The 22,709-nt window shown below is 71.1% G+C and carries 19 protein-coding genes and 2 pseudogenes; 10 read left to right on the top strand and 11 right to left on the bottom strand.

What is annotated here, in order from left to right; genetic code table 11:
* Positions 1-22 precede the first annotated feature (22 nt).
* The gene (locus tag HHX41_RS09685; RefSeq protein WP_182905627.1) at positions 23-430 is read left to right on the top strand and encodes a hypothetical protein; all 408 of its coding nucleotides are present in this window, start codon (positions 23-25) and stop codon (positions 428-430) included.
* A 104-nt stretch (positions 431-534) separates the two neighbouring features.
* The gene (locus HHX41_RS09680; RefSeq protein WP_182905626.1) at positions 535-1,041 is read left to right on the top strand and encodes an integrase; all 507 of its coding nucleotides are present in this window, start codon (positions 535-537) and stop codon (positions 1,039-1,041) included.
* Between the two features lie 1,109 nt (positions 1,042-2,150).
* Here the strand turns inward: HHX41_RS09680 and HHX41_RS09675 are convergent.
* From HHX41_RS09675 to HHX41_RS09665, 3 genes are all read right to left on the bottom strand, one after another.
* On the bottom strand, positions 2,151-2,597 hold the full coding sequence (locus HHX41_RS09675) for a hypothetical protein (protein WP_182905625.1): 447 nt from the start codon (positions 2,595-2,597) through the stop codon (positions 2,151-2,153).
* Positions 2,598-2,749: 152 nt separating this feature from the next.
* Entirely contained in the window at positions 2,750-3,082 is a 333-nt protein-coding gene (locus tag HHX41_RS09670) for a hypothetical protein (RefSeq protein ID WP_182905624.1), read from the bottom strand.
* A 13-nt stretch (positions 3,083-3,095) separates the two neighbouring features.
* Positions 3,096-3,659 carry a hypothetical protein gene (locus HHX41_RS09665; RefSeq protein WP_182905623.1) on the bottom strand — a complete coding sequence of 188 codons (564 nt, stop codon included), beginning with the start codon at positions 3,657-3,659 and terminating at the stop codon, positions 3,096-3,098.
* 234 nt (positions 3,660-3,893) lie between these two features.
* Here HHX41_RS09665 and HHX41_RS09660 point away from each other — a divergent pair, with 234 nt between their 5' ends.
* Both HHX41_RS09660 and HHX41_RS40390 read left to right on the top strand, forming a co-directional pair.
* Positions 3,894-5,093, top strand: coding sequence for an RNA ligase RtcB family protein (locus HHX41_RS09660; RefSeq protein ID WP_220503878.1), 1,200 nt, complete (start codon positions 3,894-3,896; stop codon positions 5,091-5,093).
* Positions 5,090-5,629, top strand: a pseudogene (locus tag HHX41_RS40390) (peptide chain release factor-like protein); the annotation flags it as partial. The gene HHX41_RS09660 and the pseudogene HHX41_RS40390, both read left to right, overlap by 4 nt.
* Here the strand turns inward: HHX41_RS40390 and HHX41_RS40385 are convergent.
* The 5 genes and pseudogenes from HHX41_RS40385 to HHX41_RS41670 form a co-directional block, all read right to left on the bottom strand.
* Positions 5,556-6,764 (bottom strand): IS30 family transposase, encoded by a 1,209-nt coding sequence (locus HHX41_RS40385; protein WP_259400801.1) that lies wholly within the window; start codon positions 6,762-6,764, stop codon positions 5,556-5,558. The pseudogene HHX41_RS40390 and the gene HHX41_RS40385 overlap by 74 nt on opposite strands.
* Before the next feature lie 82 nt (positions 6,765-6,846).
* A pseudogene (locus tag HHX41_RS40380) lies at positions 6,847-6,987 on the bottom strand (IS3 family transposase); the annotation flags it as partial.
* A 344-nt stretch (positions 6,988-7,331) separates the two neighbouring features.
* Entirely contained in the window at positions 7,332-8,333 is a 1,002-nt protein-coding gene (locus HHX41_RS09650; protein WP_169982428.1) for a hemerythrin, read from the bottom strand.
* Positions 8,333-8,977 (bottom strand): hemerythrin domain-containing protein, encoded by a 645-nt coding sequence (locus HHX41_RS09645; protein ID WP_169982427.1) that lies wholly within the window; start codon positions 8,975-8,977, stop codon positions 8,333-8,335. Before HHX41_RS09645 ends, HHX41_RS09650 begins: the two co-directional genes overlap by 1 nt.
* Positions 8,978-9,022: 45 nt before the next feature.
* Positions 9,023-12,358 (bottom strand): BTAD domain-containing putative transcriptional regulator, encoded by a 3,336-nt coding sequence (locus tag HHX41_RS41670; RefSeq protein WP_182905621.1) that lies wholly within the window; start codon positions 12,356-12,358, stop codon positions 9,023-9,025.
* Positions 12,359-12,709: 351 nt separating this feature from the next.
* Between HHX41_RS41670 and HHX41_RS09635 the strand changes: the two genes are divergently transcribed.
* Positions 12,710-13,396, top strand: coding sequence for a neutral zinc metallopeptidase (locus HHX41_RS09635; protein WP_182905620.1), 687 nt, complete (start codon positions 12,710-12,712; stop codon positions 13,394-13,396).
* Here the strand turns inward: HHX41_RS09635 and folP are convergent.
* Both folP and HHX41_RS09625 read right to left on the bottom strand, forming a co-directional pair.
* Positions 13,389-14,300 (bottom strand): dihydropteroate synthase, encoded by a 912-nt coding sequence (gene folP / locus HHX41_RS09630; protein ID WP_259400800.1) that lies wholly within the window; start codon positions 14,298-14,300, stop codon positions 13,389-13,391. The two genes, HHX41_RS09635 and folP, sit on opposite strands and share 8 nt — an antisense overlap.
* 88 nt (positions 14,301-14,388) lie before the next feature.
* Positions 14,389-15,258, bottom strand: a complete 870-nt coding sequence (locus HHX41_RS09625; protein WP_182905619.1) for a LysR family transcriptional regulator — start codon at positions 15,256-15,258, stop codon at positions 14,389-14,391.
* Positions 15,259-16,591: 1,333 nt separating this feature from the next.
* Between HHX41_RS09625 and HHX41_RS09620 the strand changes: the two genes are divergently transcribed.
* The gene (locus HHX41_RS09620; protein WP_310741882.1) at positions 16,592-17,512 is read left to right on the top strand and encodes a neutral zinc metallopeptidase; all 921 of its coding nucleotides are present in this window, start codon (positions 16,592-16,594) and stop codon (positions 17,510-17,512) included.
* A 537-nt stretch (positions 17,513-18,049) separates the two neighbouring features.
* Complete coding sequence (locus tag HHX41_RS09615; RefSeq protein WP_310741881.1) at positions 18,050-19,420, top strand: LCP family protein; 1,371 nt, start codon at positions 18,050-18,052, stop codon at positions 19,418-19,420.
* Between the two features lie 89 nt (positions 19,421-19,509).
* On the opposite strand, the gene HHX41_RS09610 is transcribed toward HHX41_RS09615, so the two are convergent.
* A complete protein-coding gene (locus HHX41_RS09610; protein ID WP_182905616.1) occupies positions 19,510-20,070 on the bottom strand; it encodes a GNAT family N-acetyltransferase in 561 nt (186 codons plus the stop codon).
* A 353-nt stretch (positions 20,071-20,423) separates the two neighbouring features.
* Between HHX41_RS09610 and HHX41_RS09605 the strand changes: the two genes are divergently transcribed.
* The 3 genes from HHX41_RS09605 to HHX41_RS09595 all read left to right on the top strand — a co-directional run bounded on the left by HHX41_RS09605 (position 20,424) and on the right by HHX41_RS09595 (position 22,709).
* A complete protein-coding gene (locus HHX41_RS09605) occupies positions 20,424-21,785 on the top strand; it encodes a S8 family serine peptidase (RefSeq protein ID WP_182905615.1) in 1,362 nt (453 codons plus the stop codon).
* 106 nt (positions 21,786-21,891) lie between these two features.
* A complete protein-coding gene (locus tag HHX41_RS09600) occupies positions 21,892-22,146 on the top strand; it encodes a hypothetical protein (protein ID WP_310741880.1) in 255 nt (84 codons plus the stop codon).
* A complete protein-coding gene (locus HHX41_RS09595) occupies positions 22,143-22,709 on the top strand; it encodes an AAA family ATPase (protein WP_182905614.1) in 567 nt (188 codons plus the stop codon). The genes HHX41_RS09600 and HHX41_RS09595 overlap by 4 nt, the downstream gene beginning before the upstream one ends.

Here is a 22,709-nt window from a genome sequence, read left to right as displayed (position 1 = left end):
AATTTACAGGGGAGCGAGCAGGATGGAGCGCCAGGTCGACGGGGTGATGCTGCGCGGGAAGGTAGTCTTCGCCGGAGACGATCTTCCCGCTCCGGACGCTCCTCGTGAGTACCTCACCGCCGAGGCCGCCGCGCTGATCTACGACGGCGTCGCGGAGAACACGCGCACCGCCTACCGGCGCGCCTGGACACAGTTCGAGTCCTGGTGCGAGCGGTACGGCTTCACCGCGCTGCCATGCGGGGAGCTGACCCTGGCCAACTACGTCGCGACCATGGTGATCGCGGGCCTGTCCCCGGCGACGATCGACCAGGCCATCGCATGCATTCTCAGCCGGCACGAGCTGGCGCACCAGCCGAAGCCGAACACCAAGGCCGCCCGGCACGCGCTGCGCGGCTACAAGCGGCGACTTCTCGAGGACGGCTGGCGGTAACGGAAGGCCCCGCCGATCCTGCCCGAGCAGCTGCACGCCATGGTCGCCGCGCTGCCGCGCACCATGGCCGGCATGCGCGACCAGTTCATCCTGGTGGTCGGCTGGTGGATGAGGCCCGCCGCTCCGAGCTCGTCGCGCTCAACGACGCCGACCTGCGCTTCGTCAAGGAAGGACTGGAGGTCTACGTCGCCAGCTCCAAGACCGACCAGGAGGCGCGCGGCACGGTGTGCCCGCTGCCGTACGGGCAGTGGGCCGACACCTGCCCGGTCCGCGTCACCCAGCAGTGGCTCGACGTCCTGTCCTCGCGCAGCGCACGGACGGCGGTCCTTCGCGGCGTCGACCGTAACGGCCACCTCCGTGACCGGCTCACCGCCCAGTCCATCGACCTGCGCGTCAAGGCAGCCGCCGCGGCCGCCAGCTTGGACAACCCGGGCAGCTACTCCGCCCACTCACTCCGCGCCGGCGGCGCCTCGGCCGCAGCTGCCGCCGGCCGTTCCATGCTGGCCATAGCCCGCCACGGCCGCTGGGTCGAGACCTCACCCGTCGTCCATGGGTACGTCCGGGCAGCGGACATGTGGCGCGACAACCCCATGCGCGGGCTCGGTGTATAACCGGCGACTATCACTTGCGGAAAGTACGCAGCCGTGACCTCGCACGCGCCAAGCAGGCATCGCCGAGGTGCACCTTGTCAGTAGCTGACAGCCCTCCCATGGAGCACATGCCCCGGCCCGCGCAGGCTGAATGAACATCGCGATGCCCGCCAGCTAACCGTGCCCGAGGCACATCACCAACCGGCCTACCTGGCCTACCTCATGAGGTATTGATTGTTCTCGTTACGCGAGCCGGACGTACGGCCAGGACGTTGCGGGATGATTAGCACTGGGGTACTTCAAACACCTCCCCTAGAGGGAGTCGACTATCCAGCCGAGACGCAAGACATGTGGTATGCGCGAATAGGTCCTGCGAAGCCTGCATGCCATCTCTCTTGACTGTTAGCCTCAGTTCCGCCTCGGGTCCCTTGATTTGCATAGGGTTGAAGCAGAAAGCGCACGTGTACAAGTCATCACCAGTCAAGTTTACACCACCGTACCTTTTTCTATCTGAGCGTCCACTTACCTGTCGGTGGAGTGCTGCGTGGTGATGTTCCGCCCAGTGGCAGGATTACGAATCAATATCTGATTTTCGCCGTTCGGCCGCCGCCATACGTAAACCTGGTTGCCGTTCTCGGCGGCAGCCGCTGGCCGTTACATGCTCGCCATCGCCCGCCACGGCCGCTGGGTCGAGACCTCACCCGTCGTCCACGGATACGTCCGGGCAGCTGACACGTGGCGCGACAACCCCATGCGCGGACTCGGTGTGTGACTTGCGACGACCACTTCCAGGAAGTGCGCTTCCATGAAGTAACAGGGTGACAGTGTGCGTGTGATCGCACCTGGGAAGTTCTGTACTGCAGCGCCATGGAGCAGCAACTCCTTGGTACGCACGCATTTCCGCCAGCCTGCATCTACCGCCGAAAAAGGGCGACCAGCCCCTCAACAAGTGGCCCGCCTTTCCCTCCTGAGGAGTGGTGCGTGCGCAGTCACATAGTCCGGTTTACTCGATTCCCGCTGCTCTTGCGCATGCCGCAGCGCCTGTAGCAAAAACGCTCTCTGCTGCGATACATAAGCATGAGCCAGACGGAGACCAGCGGGACGACTGGAAGAAATGCCCGCCTCCTGGCTCAGCCGCACCTCGTGGTTGCCACAGACCTCCGGGCGAGTTGCATCGTTTCCAGGAGACCGTTGTCACCGAAACGCACAAGAACGCCTGACCGTAGAACCTTCCACCAAAGCTCTCCCTTAGCGAAAGGCTCACAGCGCTCAACGTCGTAACCATCTGATCGCAGGTCTTGCAAGAAGCTGCTCCGGTCGGTCGTTTTTCTGATCATCTCTCCACCTAGCACTGTCGGCAGAACCAGGACTTCCCCACGCGGTTCTACTTGTATCAGCCAAAGCATACGGTTCGCCGAGAAACCGAGTTGTAGATCCTCGAAGGCATAGATTGCATCGTCTCCTCCCGTGCTGCCATCAGCAGGACCAAGGAGTGCGATAACCTCATCGAAGCGCATCCCGATTCCTATGGATCGCAGCTTTCCGGTCCTGGCGAAGGACATGACGACATCGGACACGTTGCATCCCGCGGGGTGGGCCTGTAACCGGGCAGGCTGATCGCACAGGGTGGTGCGGGTGCAGCCGGTCCATGCTCGCCATGATCAAGGTACTCCTCGGCCACGCCATATCGGCGTCAGCCCGCCCTCACTCCGACGAGAAAGCGAACCTGCTATTGACACGGACGGCCCGCTTCAAGGAACTGCCGATAAACGAGGTCGAGCAGCGCCGTGTATGCATGTTGCGAGCGGGCGACGGTTTGGTCGCCGCCCGATGCCATGCCACCGAGCCGATCAATTCGCTGCATCAGCTCTTGAAGCATCGTGAGGACATCAACCGGCGCCGGTTTGAAGATCCCGCGTTCCACATATCGAATCACCGTCGTCACGTACTCGTCGGCTTCCGCCAGATCGCTGTGGGCCCGAATAAGGTCCCTGCTCGAACCGCTCCGAGGGAACGGCAGGTTGCGCCACAGGATGTAGGCATCCATGAAGCTGAGGATCACGTCTTCCTTATTCCTAGTGGTCGTCGTCGTACCAGAAGGAAACGACTCGTCCGTCCGGGCCGATGATCCCACCCATGCCTCCGTTAGGATCCGAATATTTCACGCCCCACTTACCGTCGTCGAATTGCATCCTCTTTGCGTTGTACCCCTTCTTGCCGCCCGGCACGCCCCGGCCAAGCTGCACTGGGTCGCCCGCGATAACAAAGAGCGGCTGGAGCTGGCCTACACGGTGGCTGGAATCGACGGCTTGCATGTCGTTGCGGTCGGGTCCCCGGTCCACCAGCGCAGACAAGAGCGCGCCCGCGCCTACTGCCTTCACCAGCTTGTGCTCGAACTGCACGAGTTCGGAGTCGAGCAACTGTTCATGGAGGCCCGCCAGCCAACGCTCAACACCAGGGACGTCACCACTATGCAGCACGCCCGATACACACTGCCCAAGGGCACCCGCTTCCGCATAGATCATCTGGACCGCCGAAGCCACCTCATCGTGACCGCCGGCTGGGTCGCCGAACCCGAAACGTGGTCCGAGCAACCCATCAGCTGAACGCCGCACCATGCAGGAAGCCATGGCGCCCACTGCCGGTACTCCGCAACGAGACCCCGCGGCCACGTACTCATGCAGGCGTGCCCTAGCCGCACGGCCATGCAGGCCCGTACGGCCGAAAATCGTTTGCCTGGCATGACGGGGCTCAGAGAATGTGGTGTCCACGAGGCTCTGACGGACAACACCCCCGCGACTTCCAGATGTCACTGCGCCGACTCGCGCCGTGATGCCGCCTGCTCATGCCCTGTTTCAGCGAAGAGAGCGTCTTTGTCTCACCAAAACTCCCCGCAGGAGTTCCTGCCGCCGCCCACTATGGCCATGGGGTCGGCCACCGTCACCGTGTTCGCCTCCCCCACCAGCTGGATCGAATCCGATGCCGTCGCGCAGTGCAACCAGGTGGCCGCCCTCGACGGCATGATGCACGTCGCCGCCATGCCGGACCTGCACCCCGGCAAGGGCGCCCCAATCGGCGCCGCCATGGCCTCGACCATCTTGTACCCGTTCCTGGTGGGCTCCGACATCGGTTGCGGCATCGCCGTGTTCCCTGTCACGCTCAAGCGCGCCGTACCCGAGAAGCTCGCCGCCCGGTTCCCCGATCTCGATCGCGCGCTGGACCCTGAGCAGGATGCCGACGACCCGGCCTGGGCCGTTGTGAAGGGCGATATTCCCGCCGGTCACCTCGAGGGCCTCGGGACGGTCGGCCGGGGCAACCACTTCGTCGAGCTGGCGCGCATCGGGACCGTATACGAACCGGGCCACGCGAGCCGGCTCGGACTCGCCGTCGGCGACCTGGTCCTCATCGTCCACAGCGGCTCCCGAGGCCTGGGCGAACAGATCCTGCGGGCACACACTGAGCTCCACGGCGCGGGCCCTGCCCCTGATCCCGGCGCCTACCTGGCGATGCATGACGGCGCCGTACGCTGGGGATCACTCAACCGGCGGCTGCTGGCCGCCCGGGTCGCCCACGCGCTGGGGACCGAGCCCACCGAGCCGATCGTCGACCAGTGCCACAACCTGGTCGAGGTCCGCGACGGGCTCTACCTGCACCGCAAGGGGGCGGCGCCGGGCGACGGCCGCGACGTGCTCATCGCCGGAACGCGAGGCACCCCTTCCTACCTGGTGGCCGGCCACGCCGGGCCGGACGCCAACCATTCCGTGGCGCACGGCGCTGGCCGCAAGATGTCCCGTGCGGACGCCCTGCGCCGGGGCCGGGCCAAGCACACGGTCGAAGAGCTGCGCCGCACACCGATGGGGTCGCTGGTGGTGTGCGGCGACCGCCAACTCCTCTTCGAGGAGGCACCAACGGCCTACAAGCGCATCGAGCAAGTCATCGCCGACCTCGTCGACCATGACCTGGCCACGCCCGTGGCCACCACCATCCCTCTGGTCACCTACAAGACGCCCGACCTCGGCTCCACACCCCAGAAGGACCACCGGGACCACCGCCGCAAGCGAGGCCGGCCGTGAGCGTCCACCTGCTCCTGTCAGCCGGACGCGGGCCGCAGGAGTGCGCCTGGGCGCTGGCCCAGCTACTGCACCGCCTGGAAGGCGACGCCACCCGGCACAACCTGGAGACCCATCGGGCCCAAACTGTCCCCGGTGACCGGGCCGGCACCTACCGATCGGTCCTCATCCAGATCTCAGGAGACGGCGTCGAGGCATTCGCCGCCTCATGGACCGGAACCCTGTGCTGGCAGGCCCCCAGCCCATACCGGGCCAACACCGGACGGAAAAACTGGTACGTCATCGCCCAACCGTGCCAGGTCGACACCCCACGCACCACCTTCGCCGAAGCAGACGTCGACATCGTCGCCTGCCGCACCGGCGGCCCCGGCGGTCAACATCGCAACAAAGCCAGCACCGCGGTACGGGCCACCCACCGGCCCACCGGTATCGTCGTCGTGGTCGACACCGAGCGGCAGTTCAGCCTCAACCGCCGCATTGCCATACGGCTGCTGCGACAGGCCATCGAGCACGGCGACGAGGCGGCAGAGCGCGCCGCCACCACCGACCGCTGGCGCATCCATGATGACCTCGTACGCGGCAACCCCACCCGCATCGAACGTCCGGAACCGTCGAAGCAGGACCTGGCCCCGCAGAAGCAGACGCGCCGACGACGGCGGCAGTCCACTGGACCGCGCCCACCGACCGGGTGCCCGCCCGCCAGCGAGGGCGGGTTGGCCGAGGGCGGCAGCGCGGGCAGGTCGAGCACCGAGACCCGGATCTGAAGACGTCGACGCCGGTCGCTTCGGTCAGCAACCGGTGGCCGGCGAGTTCCATACCGCGGTCCCAGGTGAGAGTGCTGAGCAGGCGAGCATCCATCCGTGAGAACGCCTGCTGCAGGGCGGGGATGACCGTCGTGGTGTGACGGCTGGGTAGCGCGACCATGGTCAGGTAGCGTGACTTGCGGTCGACCAGCGTCGCGACCTGGCTGTTCTTGGCTCCCACGATGAGATCGCCTTCGAGGTGCCCGAGCTCGGTTCGGGCGTTGGCTGCGACAGGCCGTTCCTCGATCGGCCGCGCCCCGATGATCTGGGAACGCCACTGGCCCTTGACCGTGTTCTTCTTGTTCTTACGGATGGGACGGCGCGTGCGCAGCTTGGTGCACAGCTCACGCGGGATCACTTTCCAGCGGGTCGTGTAGATCGCGCGGTAGATACTTTCGTGGCTGATCCGCATGAGCGGGTTGCCGGCGTGCATCAGCCGCAGATGCCCCACGATCTGCTCCGGGGACCACTCGTTGTCGAGCAGTTCGATCACCAGCTGGCGCAGCACCGGGTTGTCCTGCAGGGCGGACGGTTTTGGGCGACGTGCCTGCTCTTGAGCGCGTTGCTCGGCGGCGACCGCACGGTACTTCACTCGGCCGCCGTTGCGGGCGACCTCCCGGCTCACCGTGGATGCCGGGCGGCCGATCGACACGGCGATCGAACGTAGCGAGGCTCCAGCCTCGAGGCCGCGAGAGATCGATTCCCGGTCCTCGGCGCTCAAATGGTCGGCCCGGCGCACCCGCTCGGCCGGCGCGATGCCGCCATGGTGCTTCAGCACCGTGAAAACCGACCCCGGGGGCTTGCCCAGTGCCCGGGAGATCACGCTGATGGAGTCACCGGCGCGCCACCGCCGCCACAAGTCTTCTTTCATCGCGTCCGACATTCCCGGCCGACCCATCCGAGCCACGATCCACCCATCCACTAGCAGCGTTGCGTTGATCGTCTGAATCTAAGGATGCCGCCTTGAGGATCTCATTGGCCCGGCGCAGCCCGCGGACCTCCCGTTCCAGTTCCGCGATCCTCCTAGCCTCGTCGGTGGTAGTCCCCGGCCGCCGGCCGCCGTCGACCTCGGCCTAGCGCACCCAGCTGCGCAGGGACTCCGACCCGATGCCGCAGTGCGAACCTGCGCGGCACGGACCTGAGCGGCACGAACCTGGGGCAGGTACGGGGGATGACCGAGAAGGAAATCCGGGCCGTGGCCATTGTCGATGCTGGAGCGCGGTTTTGACGGTGCCCTGGACAAGGTGGCCGCGTGAGTGCCCTTGAGAGCAGCAGGAAGACGCTCAGCCCGCCCAGTGGCGTGCTGACCCCGAGCGGGTGCATCGGCCCGAGTGTGCTCGACGTGAAGGGCGGTTCGACGGCGAACGGGGCGACGGTTCAGCTGTGCGCGCTGAAACAAGAACGCCCAGCAGTACTGGCGGCGGGTCCGCGGACGAGGTCACGCGTCTGGGCGGCGGACGCGGGGAACGGCCTGGCCGCGGCGGGCGGCCTCGGCCTCCAGGCGCTTCCTGAGCAGCCTGCCCTGGCCGAGGAACGAGCGCATCCGCTCGCGGCGGTTCCCCGACAGGCTCCAGTCGTCCAGGGCCCGCTCGACCCGCACGCTCAGCCGGTCGCCCTCTCCGGTCGCGGTCCCGACGAGCACCACGTTCTCCTGCCACTCCATGGCCGGGCCGTGCCGGTGGAAGGTCAGGCACACCGGCCCTTCGGCCGCTTGGACGCCCGCGGGAAGCCGCAGGTCGAAGCCGGTCTCGGTACGTACGGCCGAGCGGGTGCGCACCGCAAGCGGCATGTCGTCGGCCACCATGGTCACGACGGGCTCGCCCAGGCGGGCCGCGCGGCCTGCGAAGGGCCGCCAGTCCGCGGGCGGGGCCGATCGGCTCGGCAGCCAGGGGCCCGTCGGGGCGGGGTCGGAGGCGGGAACCGCGACGTCTCCGGGGGCCGTCCAGACCTCGGGCGTCCTGGACAGGTCGCCCTCGGGCCACCAGACCATCCTCTCGGGGGTGACCTCCACCCAGATGCGAGCGAAATACCACCCCAGCCGCTTCACCAGGAACCACGGCATCCCGGCGAACCCGGCGCCGGTCTTGGCGAGCGACTCGCGGACGTACCGGTCGGTGTTGGCCTGCAGATCCGCGTCGCGTACGGTCGCCCGGCCCTGCACGAGGACGACGGGCGGCCGGCTGAGCCCGCTGCCCGTGTCCTCCGCGCCGGCACCGGAGTAGAGCAGCGCGACGCGCGGATCGTGCCGGGCGCGCTCGGCCTTGCCGGGGTAGGTGAGCCCAGTGCTCACGTCGAGCGTGCCGGCCGCGCCGGCGTACGGCGTGACGGGCCAGGTGACGGGCCGGCCTTCGCGGGTGAGTGAGGCGTATTCGCAGACCATGGCGCGGACGAGAATCTCAGCCACCTCGTGCGGCCACGTGGTCGGTGTGGATGCGGTCATTACGACTCCAGGACAGCGTTCGCGGGGATGGTGACGCCGTACAGGCGGGTGAAGCGCCGCCGGTAGGCCGGCCACCAGAACAGGCGGAACATGAGCCGGGCCACGACCGGCAGGTCGGCGTACGACGTCGCGAGCAGATCGGCGTCCGCACTCGAGGCGAGCCAGCCGAAGATGACGGCGACACGGCGGCGGCCGAAGTCGTCCATCGCCCGGCGTTTGTCGGCCTCGACGTCGTCGAGGGTGAGGTGGCGGAGCATGAGCGGCACGGCGGTCCGCTCCTCGTGGTCGAGGTGCTCGTTGACGAGCTCGTGCAGCCGCCGCAGGGTGGGCGCGCGCTCGGCCAGGGGCACCCCGCGATCGGAGGCGGCCGCGATGAGCGGGTCGAGCACGGAGTGCTCCGACTCCAGCTCGGCCAGCACGTCCGCCGCCTCCGGGGCACGGCCGGCGAGCGTGGGCCACAGGCTGGCATCCTCGTGCGAGTGATGGGCGTGCAGCATGTCCAGCACGAGCGCGAGCTGCTCCTCCAGCAGTTCCTCGTGCGCGTCGTCACGCGGGTTCGCGCACGCCTCGGCCAGGCGGCCGAACTCGGCGCGGAAACCGGCGTGCATCATCAGGAAGCCGGTCAGGTGTTCTGGTGTGATCATCAGTCTGTTTCCTCACGTGTCGGAAACAGACTGCGCGCCCCGCCCCTACGCGCACTTGTCGAGGGCTTGCCGGGCCCTTGTCAGCCAGTAGCCGCCGCCCGCCCGCTCCAGCAGGCGCACCGCCTCCCGCAGGTGGGCCCGCGCCCCCTCGCGGTCCCCGAGCGCCAGCAGCGCCTCGCCCATGTGGCCGTCGTACGCGCCGTCGATCGTGGTGCAGGTGCCGCTCACATGCAGCAGCCCGGCGAAGGGACGGAACGCGTCGTAGACCTCCCGCACGATGTCCGTCTCGCCGAGCCGGATCGCCGCGTGCAAGCGGCACATGGCGGCCATCGCCCAGTGGTAGTCGCGCGGCGGCAGCGGGGTCTCCCGCAGGAGCCGCCGGGCGCGCCCGTGATCGCCCCGGTCCGCCAGCGCGTACGCCAGGACGTAGGCGAGGCCGGCCATGCCCGTCCGCTGGAACATCTCCTCGATCCATTCCGCCTCCTCGCCGAAGCGGTCCTCCTGGATGAGCGTCTCGGCCCGCACGGCGAGCATGCCCACCTCGAAGTACGCGAGGTCGGAGAAGGACAGCGTCGCCCTGACGGGCTCGAAGTGGCGAGTCGGGTCCGGCACACCCTGGAACAGGTCGAGACCCACGTGTGCGATCGCCGCCTGCAGCGCCAGCGTGGGGTTGTGCAGGTCGCGCAGCAGCGCGTCGGTCTCCGCCAGCAGCGCGCGGGCCTGCGGCACCCTGCCGTGCTCGACGTGATGGGCGACGAGGTGGAGCTGTGCGATCGCCCTCAGCTGGGACGACAGGTCCGGCTCTGCCAGCAGGCGCCGCGCGGTCGCGGCGAGCTGCTCGACGAAGTCCTGTCCCTGCATGGCGAGCAGCCGCAGGTGGAGCACGCGCCGCAGCAGGGCGGGGTCGCCCAGGCGCTCGGCCGCCGCCACGGCCCGCGACGAGACCGCGTCGACCTCGTCCTCGCGGCCGGTCTGGGCGTGCACGACGGCCCGGACGGCCTGCGCCGTCGCCCACGCGGACGTGTCCGGGGACAGCTCGCGCACGGCCCGGTCCATCGCCTCCCGCAGGGCGGCCACGTCGAGGCCGTAGCGGAACGGCACCCAGACGCCGTGTCCCATCGCGATGTCGGCGGCCCTGACGGCCTTGTCCAGGTCGGCGCCGGCCAGGGCGAGCGCCTGCTCGACCGCCTCGTAGCCCTCGTCGAACCGCCCGGCGGTGTAGCGGCTCTCGGCCAGCCCGACGGCGAGCTCGAACCGCTCGGCCGGGCCGGCCCCGGCCGGCCCGGCCGCCGCCAGCGCCTCCTGCCACGAGATGGCCGCGTCGTCGGGCGCGTGCCGCCGCAGGGCCACCCGCGCGGCGCGGGCGGAGTAGTCCATCGCCATGCGGGCGGGCTCCGCGCCCAGCTCCGCCGCCGCGAGCCAGTGCCGCGCGATGACCGCCGCGCGGTCGTCCCTGTCTCCGTGGACGCGGGTGAGGACGCCCGCGACCTGCTCGTGCACGCGCGCCCGCCACAGCCGCGACCTGCGCGACAGCAGCGCATCGGTCACCAGGGCGTGCGCGAACTCGTACCCGCCCAGCCGGTACGACGACTCCCGGATCAGCCCCGCGCCGAGGGCCGCGTCGAGCGGCGGCAGCAGGTCGCCGACCGTGCCTCCGGCGACCTGGGCCAGGACGCCCGCCTCGAACTCGTCGCCCATCACGGCGGCGAGCTCCAGCACACGGGCCGCCTCCTCCCCCAGGCCCGCCACCCGGTGCAGCACGACGTCCAGCACGCCCTGCGGCAGTTCCTCGCCCGCCCGGGCCAGCTCCGCCAGGAAGAACGGGTTCCCGGCGGTGCGCCCGCGCAGTTCCTCGGCCTTGCGGCTGCCCGGGTCGCGGCCGGACAACTCCCGGACGAGCGCGCGGACCTCCTCGGCGGCGAGCCCGTCGAGCCCGAGCCTGCGCGCGCCGAACCGCGACAGCGCCGACAGCGTGCCGGTGAGCGCCGACGCCTCGTGCCGCCGGAAGGTCGCCACCAGCAGCAGGCCCGGCCGGGCGGTGGACACCACGTGGACCAGCAGCCGCAGCGTCGCGTCGTCGGCCGCGTGGATGTCCTCCAGCACGACGATCACCGGGCCGGCGCCGGCCAGGAACGTGCCGACCGCCTCGAAGAACCGCAGCCGCGCCCCCTGCGCGTCGGACGCCGGGATCGCCTCCAGGCCGCCCGACAGGAACGTGCTCACCTCGCCGGGCAGGGCGACCTCCGGGGCCGCGGCGGCGAGGTCGCGCAGGACCCGCTCCCAGGGCCACAGGGCGGGCGCGGTCTCGTGGTCGGGACTCGACCCCCAGCCGACCGGCACGTCGGCGGTCGCGCGGAACCGCTTCAGCAGGCTCGTCTTGCCGACGCCCGGTTCACCGTCCACCAGTACGACCTGCCCGGCGGCGGACGACGCCTTCAGCGCCTCGTACAGGAACTCCAGCGCGCTCTGCCTGCCGACGAAGACCGGCTGTTCCGCCGCGGGCTCGGGAGCCCTGCGTGCCGTCGTCTCTTTCGGCGTCCACTGTTCCTGCGTCCGCTGTTCCGGCGTCCGTGCCGCAGGCCGCCGCGGGGGTGACGGCGTGGCAGGACGCTCCGGCGGGAGCAGCGCGGCGTCCTGGCGCAGCACCGCGCCTTCGAGCTCCCGCAGCCGCGGCCCGGGGTCGATGCCCAGTTCCCCGGCGAGCACCTCCCGCACCCTCCGCAGGCAGCCGAGGGCCGCCGCCTGCCGGCCCGCCCGGTAGTGGGCCAGCACCAGCAGTTCCCAGGCACGCTCCCGCAGGGGGTGTTCGCGGACGAAGGAGTCCAGCCGCGCGACCACGTCCGTGTGGCGGCCCAGCTCCAGCAGGGCCGCGGCCAGCCCCTCCACCGCGTCCAGCCGCACCTGTTCCAGACGGGCGATCTCCGGCTGCGCCCACTCCTCGGACCGCACGTCCGCGTACGGGTCGCCCCGCCACAGGCCGAGCGCCTCGGCGAGGGCGTTCGCCGCCACCTCGTGCCGTCCCCCGGCCAGATGGCCGGTCCCGGCCGACGCGAGCGTCTCGAAGTCCCTCGTGTCGAGGTCGAGCCCGCCGGTCATCAGGCCGTACCCGTCGGCGGCGCTGACCAGGACGGCCGCGGTCGCGCCCGGCCGCCGGTCGGGCTCCAGCCGGCGGCGCAGGTTGGAGACGTAGACCTGCAGGCTCCCCTGGGCGCTGGCCGGCGGGTTGCCTGACCACAGCCGGTCGGCCAGGAGGTCCACGGGGAGCACGCGGTCGGCGTGCATCGCGAGGAGGGCCAGGAGAGCTCGCTGCTTCGGCGGTCCGGCCGGTACGGCCTGCCCGGCCACGACGAGTTCCATGGGCCCGAGGACGTTCAGCCGCACGGGCCAATGCTACGGAGACGCATTCAACCGGTCCAGTTGTCACATTCCCGGAGCCGTCCCCGTTCCCGCACCGTGATCGGGACCCGTGCGAACCCTCTGACGCCGGCGACCTGAGCCCCCTCTGATGGGATCTTCACGTCGCCGGTCACAGCTACCATTTGCCCTACAATGCGACGCCATCCCCCTTTGATCCTCGCCTGTCTCCTTGCGACGGCCTGCACCGCCGATCCCACCGCCCGGGCGACCCCCATGCCGGCCGCACCGTCGACCGAGACGCTCCGGTCGCCGGCGGCTGCCCCACCCTCGCCCTCATCCTCGGCGACGTCCGGACCCCGGCTGGTTTCCGTGCCCATGGGTGAGAGCGCCGCCCTCGAAAGCCCGATCTACGCGGCGCCGCGTACGAGCGCGCGCTGCGAGTTGCCGGCGATCAAGCCGGACCACTGGGGCTCGATGAAGAGGTACCTCGCTTCGACGTCGGCCTGCCTGGACCGCGTCTGGACGCGCGAGTTCGCCGCGGTGCGGGTCTTCTACTCCCCGCCCCGGCGCAGGTACATCCGGCACCGCACGCGCGATCCCCAGTGCGGGATGATGCCCGCCAAGGGCGCCGCCGGCACCTACTGCCCGCTCACCTCGACCTATTACATCCTCGTGCCCGGGGACACCATCGGACCGTGGGGGGCGGCGTGGGCGGCGCAGCTGATCGCCCACGAATACGGGCATCACGTGCAGTACATGACGAACATCCTCGACTACGCGGACTTCCGGTCCGAAGGCGCCGCCAAACGAGCGATCGACCTCGCCAGCCGGCGGCTCGAACTCCAGGCCGAGTGCTTGTCCGGAGTGGCGCTCAGGGCAGCGCGCGGCGAACTGCCACCGTTGACACAGTTCCAGGACCTCTACGCCGGCCGGCTCCCCGCACAGTGGGTGCGTGACCACGGCCGCCTGAGCACACAGCGGCACTGGTTCGAGCAGGGATGGCGCAGCGGCAGGCCCGCCGCGTGCGACACCTGGTCGGGACCGGAGCGCGAGGTCAACTGACCTCCGCCTCGGCGCCGTTTCGCGAGCCCGGCGCGCCGCCGAGGCGGGAGACCACCGCGAGAGCCGTACGGGCGCTCGCCGCGTCGTGCACGCGGAACACCCGGGCGCCCTGCAGCGCCGACACGGCGAGCGTGGCCAGCGTGCCGGCGTGGCGATCCTCCACGGGCAGGCCGCCCAGGGTCTCCCCGACGAAGTCCTTGTTGGAGACGGCCACCAGCACCGGCCACCCCGTGGCCGTCAGCTCGCCGAGCCGCCTGCTGACCTCCAGCGAGTGCCACGTGTTCTTGCCGAAGTCGTGAGCCGGGTCGACCAGGATCGCGTCGCGGCGGACCCCCGCCGCGACCGCGCGCTCCGCGAGGTCCGTCGTGTACGCGATCACGTCGGCCACCACGTCGGCGTACGCGATGCGGTGGGGCCGGGTGCGCGGCTCCACCCGCCCGGCGTGCGCGCACACCAGGCCGATGCCGTACGCCGCGGCGACCTCGGCGAGCTCGGGGTCCACGCCGCCCCAGGTGTCGTTGAGCAGGTCGGCCCCGGCCTCCGCGACGACCTTGGCGACCTCCGATCGCCAGGTGTCGACACTGATGATCACGCCGGGGTGCCGCTCACGCACTGCGGCGACGACCTCGGCCACGCGGCGTATCTCCTCGGCCGGGTCGACCTCCGTGCCGGGACCGGCCTTCACGCCGCCGATGTCCACGATGTCCGCCCCTTCCTCGACGAGGCGGGAGGCGGCGTCCACCGCGGCGGAGAAGGCGTAGGTCGATCCCCTGTCGTAGAAGGAGTCGGGGGTCCGGTTGACCACGGCCATGACAGCGAAGTCGCCGGGACCGAAGGCACGGCCGCGCAGGCGCAGGACGGGCGAAGGGCCGGGCGCCTCTGCGGGCATCGGCGTAGTGGGCATCGCCCGCCAGCGTACTAGGTGCGCGTCGTCCGATCCGTGCCCGCGGGAAGCTCACGGCCGTGGAACGCTCCAAACCGCGGGCAGATGGTCATGCCGCGGAGCCGCCCTCGGCCAGGGCCACGAAGTCCTGCGCCATCGCGGGCAGCCGCCGCCGGGCGTGCACGACCGCGATGATCTTCCGGAGCGAGGGATCGAGCGATCGGACCACCAGGCCGGCCCTGGCCGCCTGCTCGGCCATGCTCCGGTACCACAGCAGCGAGGCCCGCCCCTCCCGTACGGCCCGCAGCCAGCCCCGGCGCTCGTCGGACTCGACGGCGGGGATCGGGCGGACGCCGTACGTGGCGAAGATCTGGTCGAACTCCCTGCGGCGCGGGCTGCCGGGGGCGGGCAGCACCAGCCGCATGCCGTTCAGCCGGGCCACGGGGACGGGGTCGGGCAGGTCGAGGCCGGGCGGGGAGATCAGCACGATCTCCTGGCGTTCGAGCGGGTGGCTCACCAGGTCCGTGGGCACCGGGAGATCGGTCAGCCCGAGATCGGCGCGCTGCTCGCGGACCGCGCTGACCACCCCCTCCCGGCCCTCGCACCGCACGATGTGCACCCGGATCCCGGGATGCTCGGCGGCGTAGGCGGGCAGCAGGCGCCCGGCGAGGCCGGGCTCCAGGCTCGGTGTGGACGCGATCCGCAGTTCGGCGCCGGAGGAGTTGCCCTGCGTCGCGAGGGCCTCGATCTCGGCCACCGCGTCGAGGGCCTCGCGGGCCAGCTTCACGACCCGGCGTCCCTGGGCCGTCACGACGACCCCGCGGCCCGAGCGCGCGAAAAGCGTCATTCCGAGTTCGCGTTCCAGGTCGCGAATCGCGCGGGACAGGGCGGGCTGCGCGATATAGAGCGATCTGGCGGCATCGGTCATGGTGCGGTGCTCCGCAGTGGCGACCACGTAACGGAGCTGCTGCAGATTCATGCGAAAAACGCTAGGGCAGACGAGCCCGGCGATTCCGGAACATCGCAGAGATCACGCCGCTCGATTACCCATCGTGCCCGACATCTGCTACATCCGTGATGGATGAGATTTCAGTATTCTTTTGCCCCAAATCCACAAAGGGGGCAATGTCGTGGCGCAGCAGTACCCTCCCCAGGAGCAGCCCGGGGGGAGTTCTCCCTATTCAGGGCCACCGTTTCCGCCGCCCGAGGCTGTGCCCGGCTCGCCGGAGGGACCGCACTCCCCCGGCCCGGCCCCGGGACCGTACGGCCCGCCCGCCTGGGGCGGTGCGGGCGGCGCGGGCGGCCCTGAGGGCGGCGGCCCGCAGCCCTCCGGGCCCGGAGCATGGAACGGGCCGTCCGGATGGCCTCCCTCTCCAGGAGAGCAGCCGCCCGTGCGGCCGGGTGGCCCCGGCCCCTACCCCGGCGCGGCTCCCTATCCGCAGCCCCCGCAGCAGCAGAGCGGTCCCCCTGCGCCCGGGACGCATCCTCAGGGACCGGCCGCGTACCAGAACGGCCCGTCCCACGGCGGTCCCCAAGTTCACGGTGGACAGGTCCACGGGGGGCAGGTTTACGGCGGGCAGGTTTACGGCGGGCAGGTTTACGGGGGGCAGCAGCCCTACCCGCAGGCCGCGCCGCCCCCCGGCCACGGCGCTCACCCGGCGGCCCCGGCGCAGGGCGGCGTCCATCCGCAGAACGGTCCTCAGCCGGGCGCGACGCCGTACCAGCCCGGAGCTCAGCACCCGGGCGGCGCGCAGCCGTACCCGCAGACCCCGGCGTGGCCGGGCGCGACGGGTGAGGGCCCGCACGCACAGGCACACGCCCAGTCCCCCGCCGCCTACGCGCCCCCGCCGTCCCCCGCCGCGCCAGCCGGTTCTCCGTACGACCCGGCGAACGGAGCCCCGGGTCATCCGGGCGGCCAGGCGTACGCGCCGGGCGGGCCCGCGTACCCGGCGAACGGCCGTTTCCAGGCTCCGCCGGGGAACCCGGGGGCCCCCGCCCCGCCGCAGCCCCCGCCGCCCCCGGGAACCCCGGCCTGGGGAACGCCACCCCAGCCAGCACCGCCCCAGCCGGCACCGCCCGCGCCGCAGGGCATGCCGTTCCCGCCGGCGCCGCCGCAGGGACCTCAGGCACCGCCGCAGGGGCCCGGATGGGCGCCACAGCAGGGGGCGCCGCAGGGGCCGCCCCAGGGGCCGGGATGGGCACCGCAGCCTCCGCCTCCCCCGCGCGGGCCGGCCGCGCCCTATCCTCCGCCCGCCTGGCGCCCGCCCCGCCGCAGGTCCGGCGCGGGGGCGGTCGTCGGCGCGCTGATAGGCGTGCTCGCGGTCGTGTTCGTGCTCGTCGTGGTGGTGAGCGCACTGGCGGGCCTGTCGGACCACGAGGAGACGGTCTCGCCCGTCGCGCTTCCGACCCTCACCCTCTCGCCGTTCCCGTCGCACAAGGACACCACGGACGCGGAACCGACCCACAAGCCCACGACGCAGCCCACGACACAACCCACGACGCGGCCGACCCCGGTGCTCAACCGCACGACGAAGAACAACAGCCTCTACCGGGCCGGGTCGCCGGCGAAGACGAACTGCCGGGCCGGGAACGCCAGCATCTACAACCACGCTCAGTTCAAGGCGCTGATCCTCAGGACCGGCACATGCATGGGCAAGGCGTGGGCGCCGGCGCTGCAGCGGGCCGGGATCGAGTGGAGCCCGCCGAAGTACATGATCGCGGCCCGCAAGGGCAGGGGCGCCTGCGGCGACTACCCCGCCCCCGGCAGCAACGTCCCGTACTACTGCCCGAGCAACAGCACGATCTACGCCTCCACCTCGGCGATGGCGAGGGAGTACGGCCCGCTCGGGTCGTGGAACGGGATCATCATCAGCATGATGGCGCACGAGTACGGCCACCACATCCAAAGCATCTCGGGCATCTCCGACTCCTGGTGGCGGCAGACGCTCGACTCCACCTCGCGCAGCGGCCGGCTGGCCCTGAGCCGCCGGCACGAACTGCAGGCGACGTGTTTCGGCGGCATGTTCATGCGGTCGGTCGCCGCCTCGTATCCGATCGACACCACCCGGCGCAACACGCTCCTGTGGGCGTACGGCCACCTGGGCGACCCGCCGGGAGGGCCGCGCGACCACGGGAACACGCGCAGCAACGCCGCGTGGTTCCGCCAGGGGTACACCCGCCCGATGACCTACCAGTGCAACACCTGGGTCGTCGGGTCCGCGTCCGTGTCGTGATCATCGGCTTGATGATCTACGTCTACCTTGTCCGGATATGGGAGTTAGAATCCCTAGCCACGGCTTCGGAGGAGAGAGCGGTGAACCATGCGAGGCGGGGGTCCCGCTGACGACACCGGGGGTCCCCGGGAGGGTCGGCGCCCAGGTCAGCCCGGCGGAGACACAGGTCAGCCCCGCGGAGACACAGGTCAGCCCCGCGGAGACACAGGTCAGCCCCGCGAAGACGCTGGTCAGCCCGGCGCGCATACGGGTCGGCCCGGTGGAGACGCGGCTCAGCCCCGCCCGGAAGCGAGCCGGCCCGGCGGCGGCACGGATCAGCGTGGCGGGGCCGGGAGCGACGGGGGACCCACGGGCTCGCCACGCGCGGCCTCCGCGCGCGGCGGGGCGGCGCGTTTCAGTCCCCCGCTGACCACCGCCTCCCTGATCGGCTGGACGGCGCTGTCGGCCGTCCTCCCCGGGGCGGCCCACCTGCGGGCGGGCAACCGCCGCACCGGGATCGCTCTGCTGGCGACGTTCGGCGTCGTACTGGTCGCCCTGGTGGTCCTGGTCCTGAACCTGAAGGACAACGCGGGCGTGGCGCTGCGCGGCAGCACGCTGACCGCCGTCATGGTCGGCGCGGCCGTGTGCGCGCTCGCCTGGTTCACGCTCGTGTTGCTGTCCTTCATCGCCCTGCGCCCGCAGCGCCTGCACCAGACCGGGCAGGTGGTGTCCGGCATCGTCGCGGGCGTGCTGTGCGTGGCGGTGATGGCGCCGTTCGCCTTCACCGCGAACACGATCAGGACGGCCAACCAGTTACTCGACGACGTCCTGGCTCCGGTGGACGACGGCTCGACTCCCGCCCCCGTACGCGCCGAGGACCCGTGGAACGGCCGCAAGCGGGTGAACTTCCTGCTGGTCGGCGGCGACGCCGCGGGCAACCGGGTCGGGGTGCGCACCGACTCGATGACCGTGGCCAGCGTGAACATCGCCACCGGCAACACGGTCCTGTTCAGCCTGCCGCGCAACCTCCAGTACGTCCGCTTCCCCCCGAGCAGCCCCCTGCGCAAGGTGTTCCCCAACGGCTTCAACGACGAGGGCCAGGGCCTGCTCAACTCCGTCTGGTACTACGCCGACAACAACCCCCAGGTCATGGGAGGCAAGAACCGGGGCGCGCAGGCGCTGAAGGACGCCATCGGCTACACCCTGGGCCTGCACATCGACTACTACGCGATGGTCGACATGTACGGCTTCGCGGCTCTGATCGACGCGGTCGGCGGGCTCAAGATCCGAGTCGAGCAGGACGTCAAGTGGGGCGGCAAGTTCGGCACCGCCGGCACCATCAAGGCCGGTTACCGCACGTTGAACGGCGAGGAGGTGCTCTGGTACGGCCGCTCGCGGGTCGACAGCGACGACTTCTCCCGCATGGGCCGCCAGCGCTGCGTCATCGGCGCGCTCGCCCAGCAGGTGACCCCGGCCACGGTGCTCGCGAACTTCAACAGGATCGCGGCGGCGGCCCGGCACATGTTCCGCACCGACATCCCCCGCGACCTGCTCGAGCATCTCGTCCCCCTCGGCATGAAGGTCAGGAACGCCAAGATCACCAGCCTCCAGTTCGTGCCGCCGCTCATCTACACCGGCAACCCGGACTGGGCCAAGATCAGGAAGCTGACCCTGGAGGCGATCCGCGAGTCGATGACCGACCGGGGCGCCGTCGCGGCCACCGCGTCGCCGATGACCTCCGCGGGATCGGCGTCGTCCGCGACGCCCTCCGGTTCGCCCTCGGGGTCCGTGTCGCCGTCCGTGTCGCCGTCCGCCTCGCCGAGCCCGTCGGCCTCGCGCACGCCGGTCCTCGCCGGGGCGAGCCCTCGCGCCACCCCCACTCCCAACGACAAGCCGGCCAAGAGCCTGTCGGAGCTGTGCGGCTTCTGAGCCGGAGCCGCTGAGGGGGCGTCACGCACGTTGACGTCCCTTCCGTCGCCTGCGCTCGGGATGGCGTGCCGGTCGAGGGCTCTTCGGGGCTACGGCCGAGGCCGGGCGAACGATCCGGGCTCGTCGGCCGGGGGCCGCAGGCCGAGCCACTGCTCGGCGTCCCAGGCCTGGAACCGCTCGACCTCGGTGAACCCCAGCTTCGCCGCGAGGCGCATCGAGCCGGCGTTGGCGCTTTGGGTGGTGAGCACCATCGGCTCGCCGGGAAGGGCGGCGTCAAACCAGTCGAGTGCCGCCGCGCACGCCTCGGCCGCGTACCCGTGCCCCCAGGCCTTCGGCAGGAACAGGTAACCGAGATCGGCTTTCCCCACGGCAGCCGGGCGACGGTGCCCGGTTGCTCTCCTGAGCAGGATCTGGCCGATCATCGCCCCGTCGAGCTCGACGACGAAACTCCCGGGCCATCGCTCGGGCACCTCGGGCATCTCACGCTCAAGCTCGTCACGCGGGCGGGGACCGCCGAGGTAGGTGTGCACCTCCGGCGAGGCGAGCAGCTCGATGAACGTTGTACGGTCCCGCGCCTCGGGCTCGCGGAGCACGAGCCGCTCGGTCCGGATCGGCTCAGGCGGCCACGCCACATTTCCTAGATCCGACATGCGCGCAAGCTAACCAACCCTGTAGGACGACGCTCAACGTGGGCATCGACGCGTGGCTCACCGGCCGGGCCATGAGCGGGCGGGGTTCGGATCGGCAGACGTCGGGTCCGGTCAGGTCCGCCGCCATGACGAGGCCGTGCCACGGGTCGGGCGGCGGGGACACCACATCCGCCATCGGCCCGATACACCCGGGATTCGGAGCCGGCCGGCGGGTCGCCCCGCCAGAGCTTCTGATCGGCGCGACACCGGAAGGTTTTCCGTGAAGGCGTGGACGCGGCCTCCCGGATGCAGCAAGGTGGTCACGTAAAGTATCCGCCCAGTCACCATCCGCCGAGTAACGGAGTGGACTCGTCGTGCGCGTACTCATCCAGTTGCGTCCGTCCCCCGACCTGGTCGCCGCGGTCGCCGACCCGTCGGTTTCGTCGATGGCGTCGGACGTGGCCGACGGCCTGCCCGGGGTCGTCCTCGACCAGTCGTACGCACCCGTGGCCGTGCCCCGCCCGATGCCCGCCTCCCCCGGCGGGGATCCGCTGTCGCTCAACCAGCCGCTGATCTTCTCCATGGCGCCCCAGGACGCCTCGGTCGTGGTCCGCGGGGAGATCGCCGACGACGAGGTCACCAGCAGGATCGCCCTCCTGCCGGCGACCCGCCGCGACGTGGTCGCGGTGTACGCCGACCCGGCGATCGAGACCACGCTCACCTGTGCGGGCGACCCGGCCGTCGGCGACTGGCACGACGTCGAACGGCTGCTGCGCGTGCCCGACCTGACGTCCGAGGGGCTGGACGGCTCCGGCGTCCCCCTCGCCGTCATCGACACGGGAATCAACGCGGCGTACGTCAAGGCGGCCCGCGGCCACGATGTGACGGTCGACCACGAGCGGAGCTGGAACCCCGCGAGCGTCTCCGGGACCCCGGGGGACTTCCCGGTCGACCACGGCACGATGTGCGCCTTCGACGCGCTCATCGCCGCGCCCAAGGCGTCGCTCGTGGACGTGCCCGTGCTGCTGTCGCGGCGGCAGGGCGGCTCGACGCTCGACGGCCTGCTGTCCGACGCGATCGCGGCGTACGCCCACCTGCGCGAGGTCCTCGACGCCCAGCCCGCCGAGTCGCGGGCACTGGTGGTGACCAACAGCTGGGGATCCTTCTCTCCGCGCTGGGACTTCCCGCCCGGCCACCCCGGCAACTACTCCGACAACCCCGCCCATCCGTTCAACCTGATCGTCGGCAGCCTGGCCGAGGCGGGGGCGGACATCCTGTTCGCCGCGGGCAACTGCGGGACGCAGTGCCGCGACAGCAGGTGCGCCTTCCCCGACCGGCCCATCGTCGGGGCCAACTCCCATCCCCGCGCGCTGTCGATCGGCGGGATCGACACCGCGGGGACGCGGGTGGGCTACTCCTCGCAGGGTCCCGGGCGGCTGACAGCGCGCAAGCCGGACGTCTGCGCCTACACGCACTTCGCCGGCTCCGGCGCGCTCGGCGACGGCGAGCCCGACTCGGGCACCTCGGCCGCCTGCCCCGTCGCGGCCGGGCTGGTCGCCGCCGTGCGCTCCCGCTGGCCCGCCACCGTGCTGCCGCCCGCCCAGCTCCGGACCCTGCTGCGCCGGACGGCCGATGATCGCAGTGCCGTAGGGTATGACCACGACTACGGGTACGGCGTGGTGGACGCCGCCGGCATCATCGCCGCGCTGCGCCGCCGCGCCGCGAAGGCGGCCTGAAAGCACAGCGCCGCCAAGGCGGCCTGAAGATCACAGCGCCGCGAGAGCGGCCTGAGGCGGCCGCGCCGCCCGGCGTCGAGACGTCCACCAAGGGGAGGCGGGGCCGGTGGCAGAGGTGCTCATCACCGTGCGGCTTCCCGCGCCCGCGACGCTGGAGGCCGCGATGCGGCGGCTCGACCTCGCCGAGGACGAGGTCGACACCGCGTACGGCCTGGTGCCGGTCGATCCGGACAGGGACCTGTACGTCCTGCGGGTGACGGAGGACGCCGGACGGCGCGTCGGCGACTCGGGGGGCGCCGGGGTGGCGGACGGCGGGCCCTACTCCGATCCGCCCATCGAGCCCTACGGCCCGCCACGATGACCGCTCCCGTCTGGGTGGTGTCCGGTCCGCCGGGCGCGGGCAAGTCGACCGTCTGCGATCTGCTGCTGGCCCGCCTGGATCCCGTGCCCGCCCTGCTCGACAAGGACACGATGTACGGCGGCTTCGTCGAGGCCACCCTCGCGGCGCACGGCAGGCCGCCCGGCGAGCGTGAGGGGCCGTGGTACGACGATCACGTCAAGCGGCACGAGTACGCCGGCATGACGGCGACGGCCAGGGAGATCCGCTCCCACGGCTGCCCGGTGATGCTCGGCGGGCCGTTCACCTCCCAGGTGCACGACGCGGCGCTCTGGCACGCGTGGGTGGAGGCGCTGGGCGGCCCCGAGGTGCGCCTGGTCTGGATCCGCTCCGACGGCCCCACGCTGCGTGAGCGGCTGGTCCGCCGGGGTCTTCCCAGGGACGGGCAGAAGCTGGACAGGTTCGCCGAATACCTGCGTGCCATCCGCGTGGACGAGCCGCCCGCCGTGCCGTACCACGAGATCGACAACCGCCTCGGCGCCCCGCCGCTCGCCGGCCAGATCGACCGGCTGCTGACGAGGACCTAG

Origin of the sequence: Microbispora sp. H13382, assembly GCF_014161445.1 — a bacterium.
GTDB lineage: Bacteria > Actinomycetota > Actinomycetes > Streptosporangiales > Streptosporangiaceae > Microbispora.
The sequence above is the reverse complement of the archived record's forward strand: the minus strand, read 5'-3'. Positions and strand labels throughout refer to the sequence as shown.

Excerpts from the sequence above, each read along its gene's own strand:
- HHX41_RS09685 (WP_182905627.1), top strand. The coding sequence starts at position 23 with ATGGAGCGCCAGGTCGACGGGGTGATGCTGCGCGGGAAGGTAGTCTTC.
- HHX41_RS40385 (WP_259400801.1), bottom strand. The coding sequence starts at position 6,764 with ATGAAAGAAGACTTGTGGCGGCGGTGGCGCGCCGGTGACTCCATCAGC.
- HHX41_RS09650 (WP_169982428.1), bottom strand. The coding sequence starts at position 8,333 with ATGACCGCATCCACACCGACCACGTGGCCGCACGAGGTGGCTGAGATT.
- HHX41_RS09645 (WP_169982427.1), bottom strand. The coding sequence starts at position 8,977 with ATGATCACACCAGAACACCTGACCGGCTTCCTGATGATGCACGCCGGT.
- HHX41_RS09635 (WP_182905620.1), top strand. The coding sequence starts at position 12,710 with ATGGGTGAGAGCGCCGCCCTCGAAAGCCCGATCTACGCGGCGCCGCGT.
- folP (WP_259400800.1), bottom strand. The coding sequence starts at position 14,300 with ATGCCCACTACGCCGATGCCCGCAGAGGCGCCCGGCCCTTCGCCCGTC.
- HHX41_RS09625 (WP_182905619.1), bottom strand. The coding sequence starts at position 15,258 with ATGAATCTGCAGCAGCTCCGTTACGTGGTCGCCACTGCGGAGCACCGC.
- HHX41_RS09610 (WP_182905616.1), bottom strand. The coding sequence starts at position 20,070 with ATGTCGGATCTAGGAAATGTGGCGTGGCCGCCTGAGCCGATCCGGACC.
- HHX41_RS09595 (WP_182905614.1), top strand. The coding sequence starts at position 22,143 with ATGACCGCTCCCGTCTGGGTGGTGTCCGGTCCGCCGGGCGCGGGCAAG.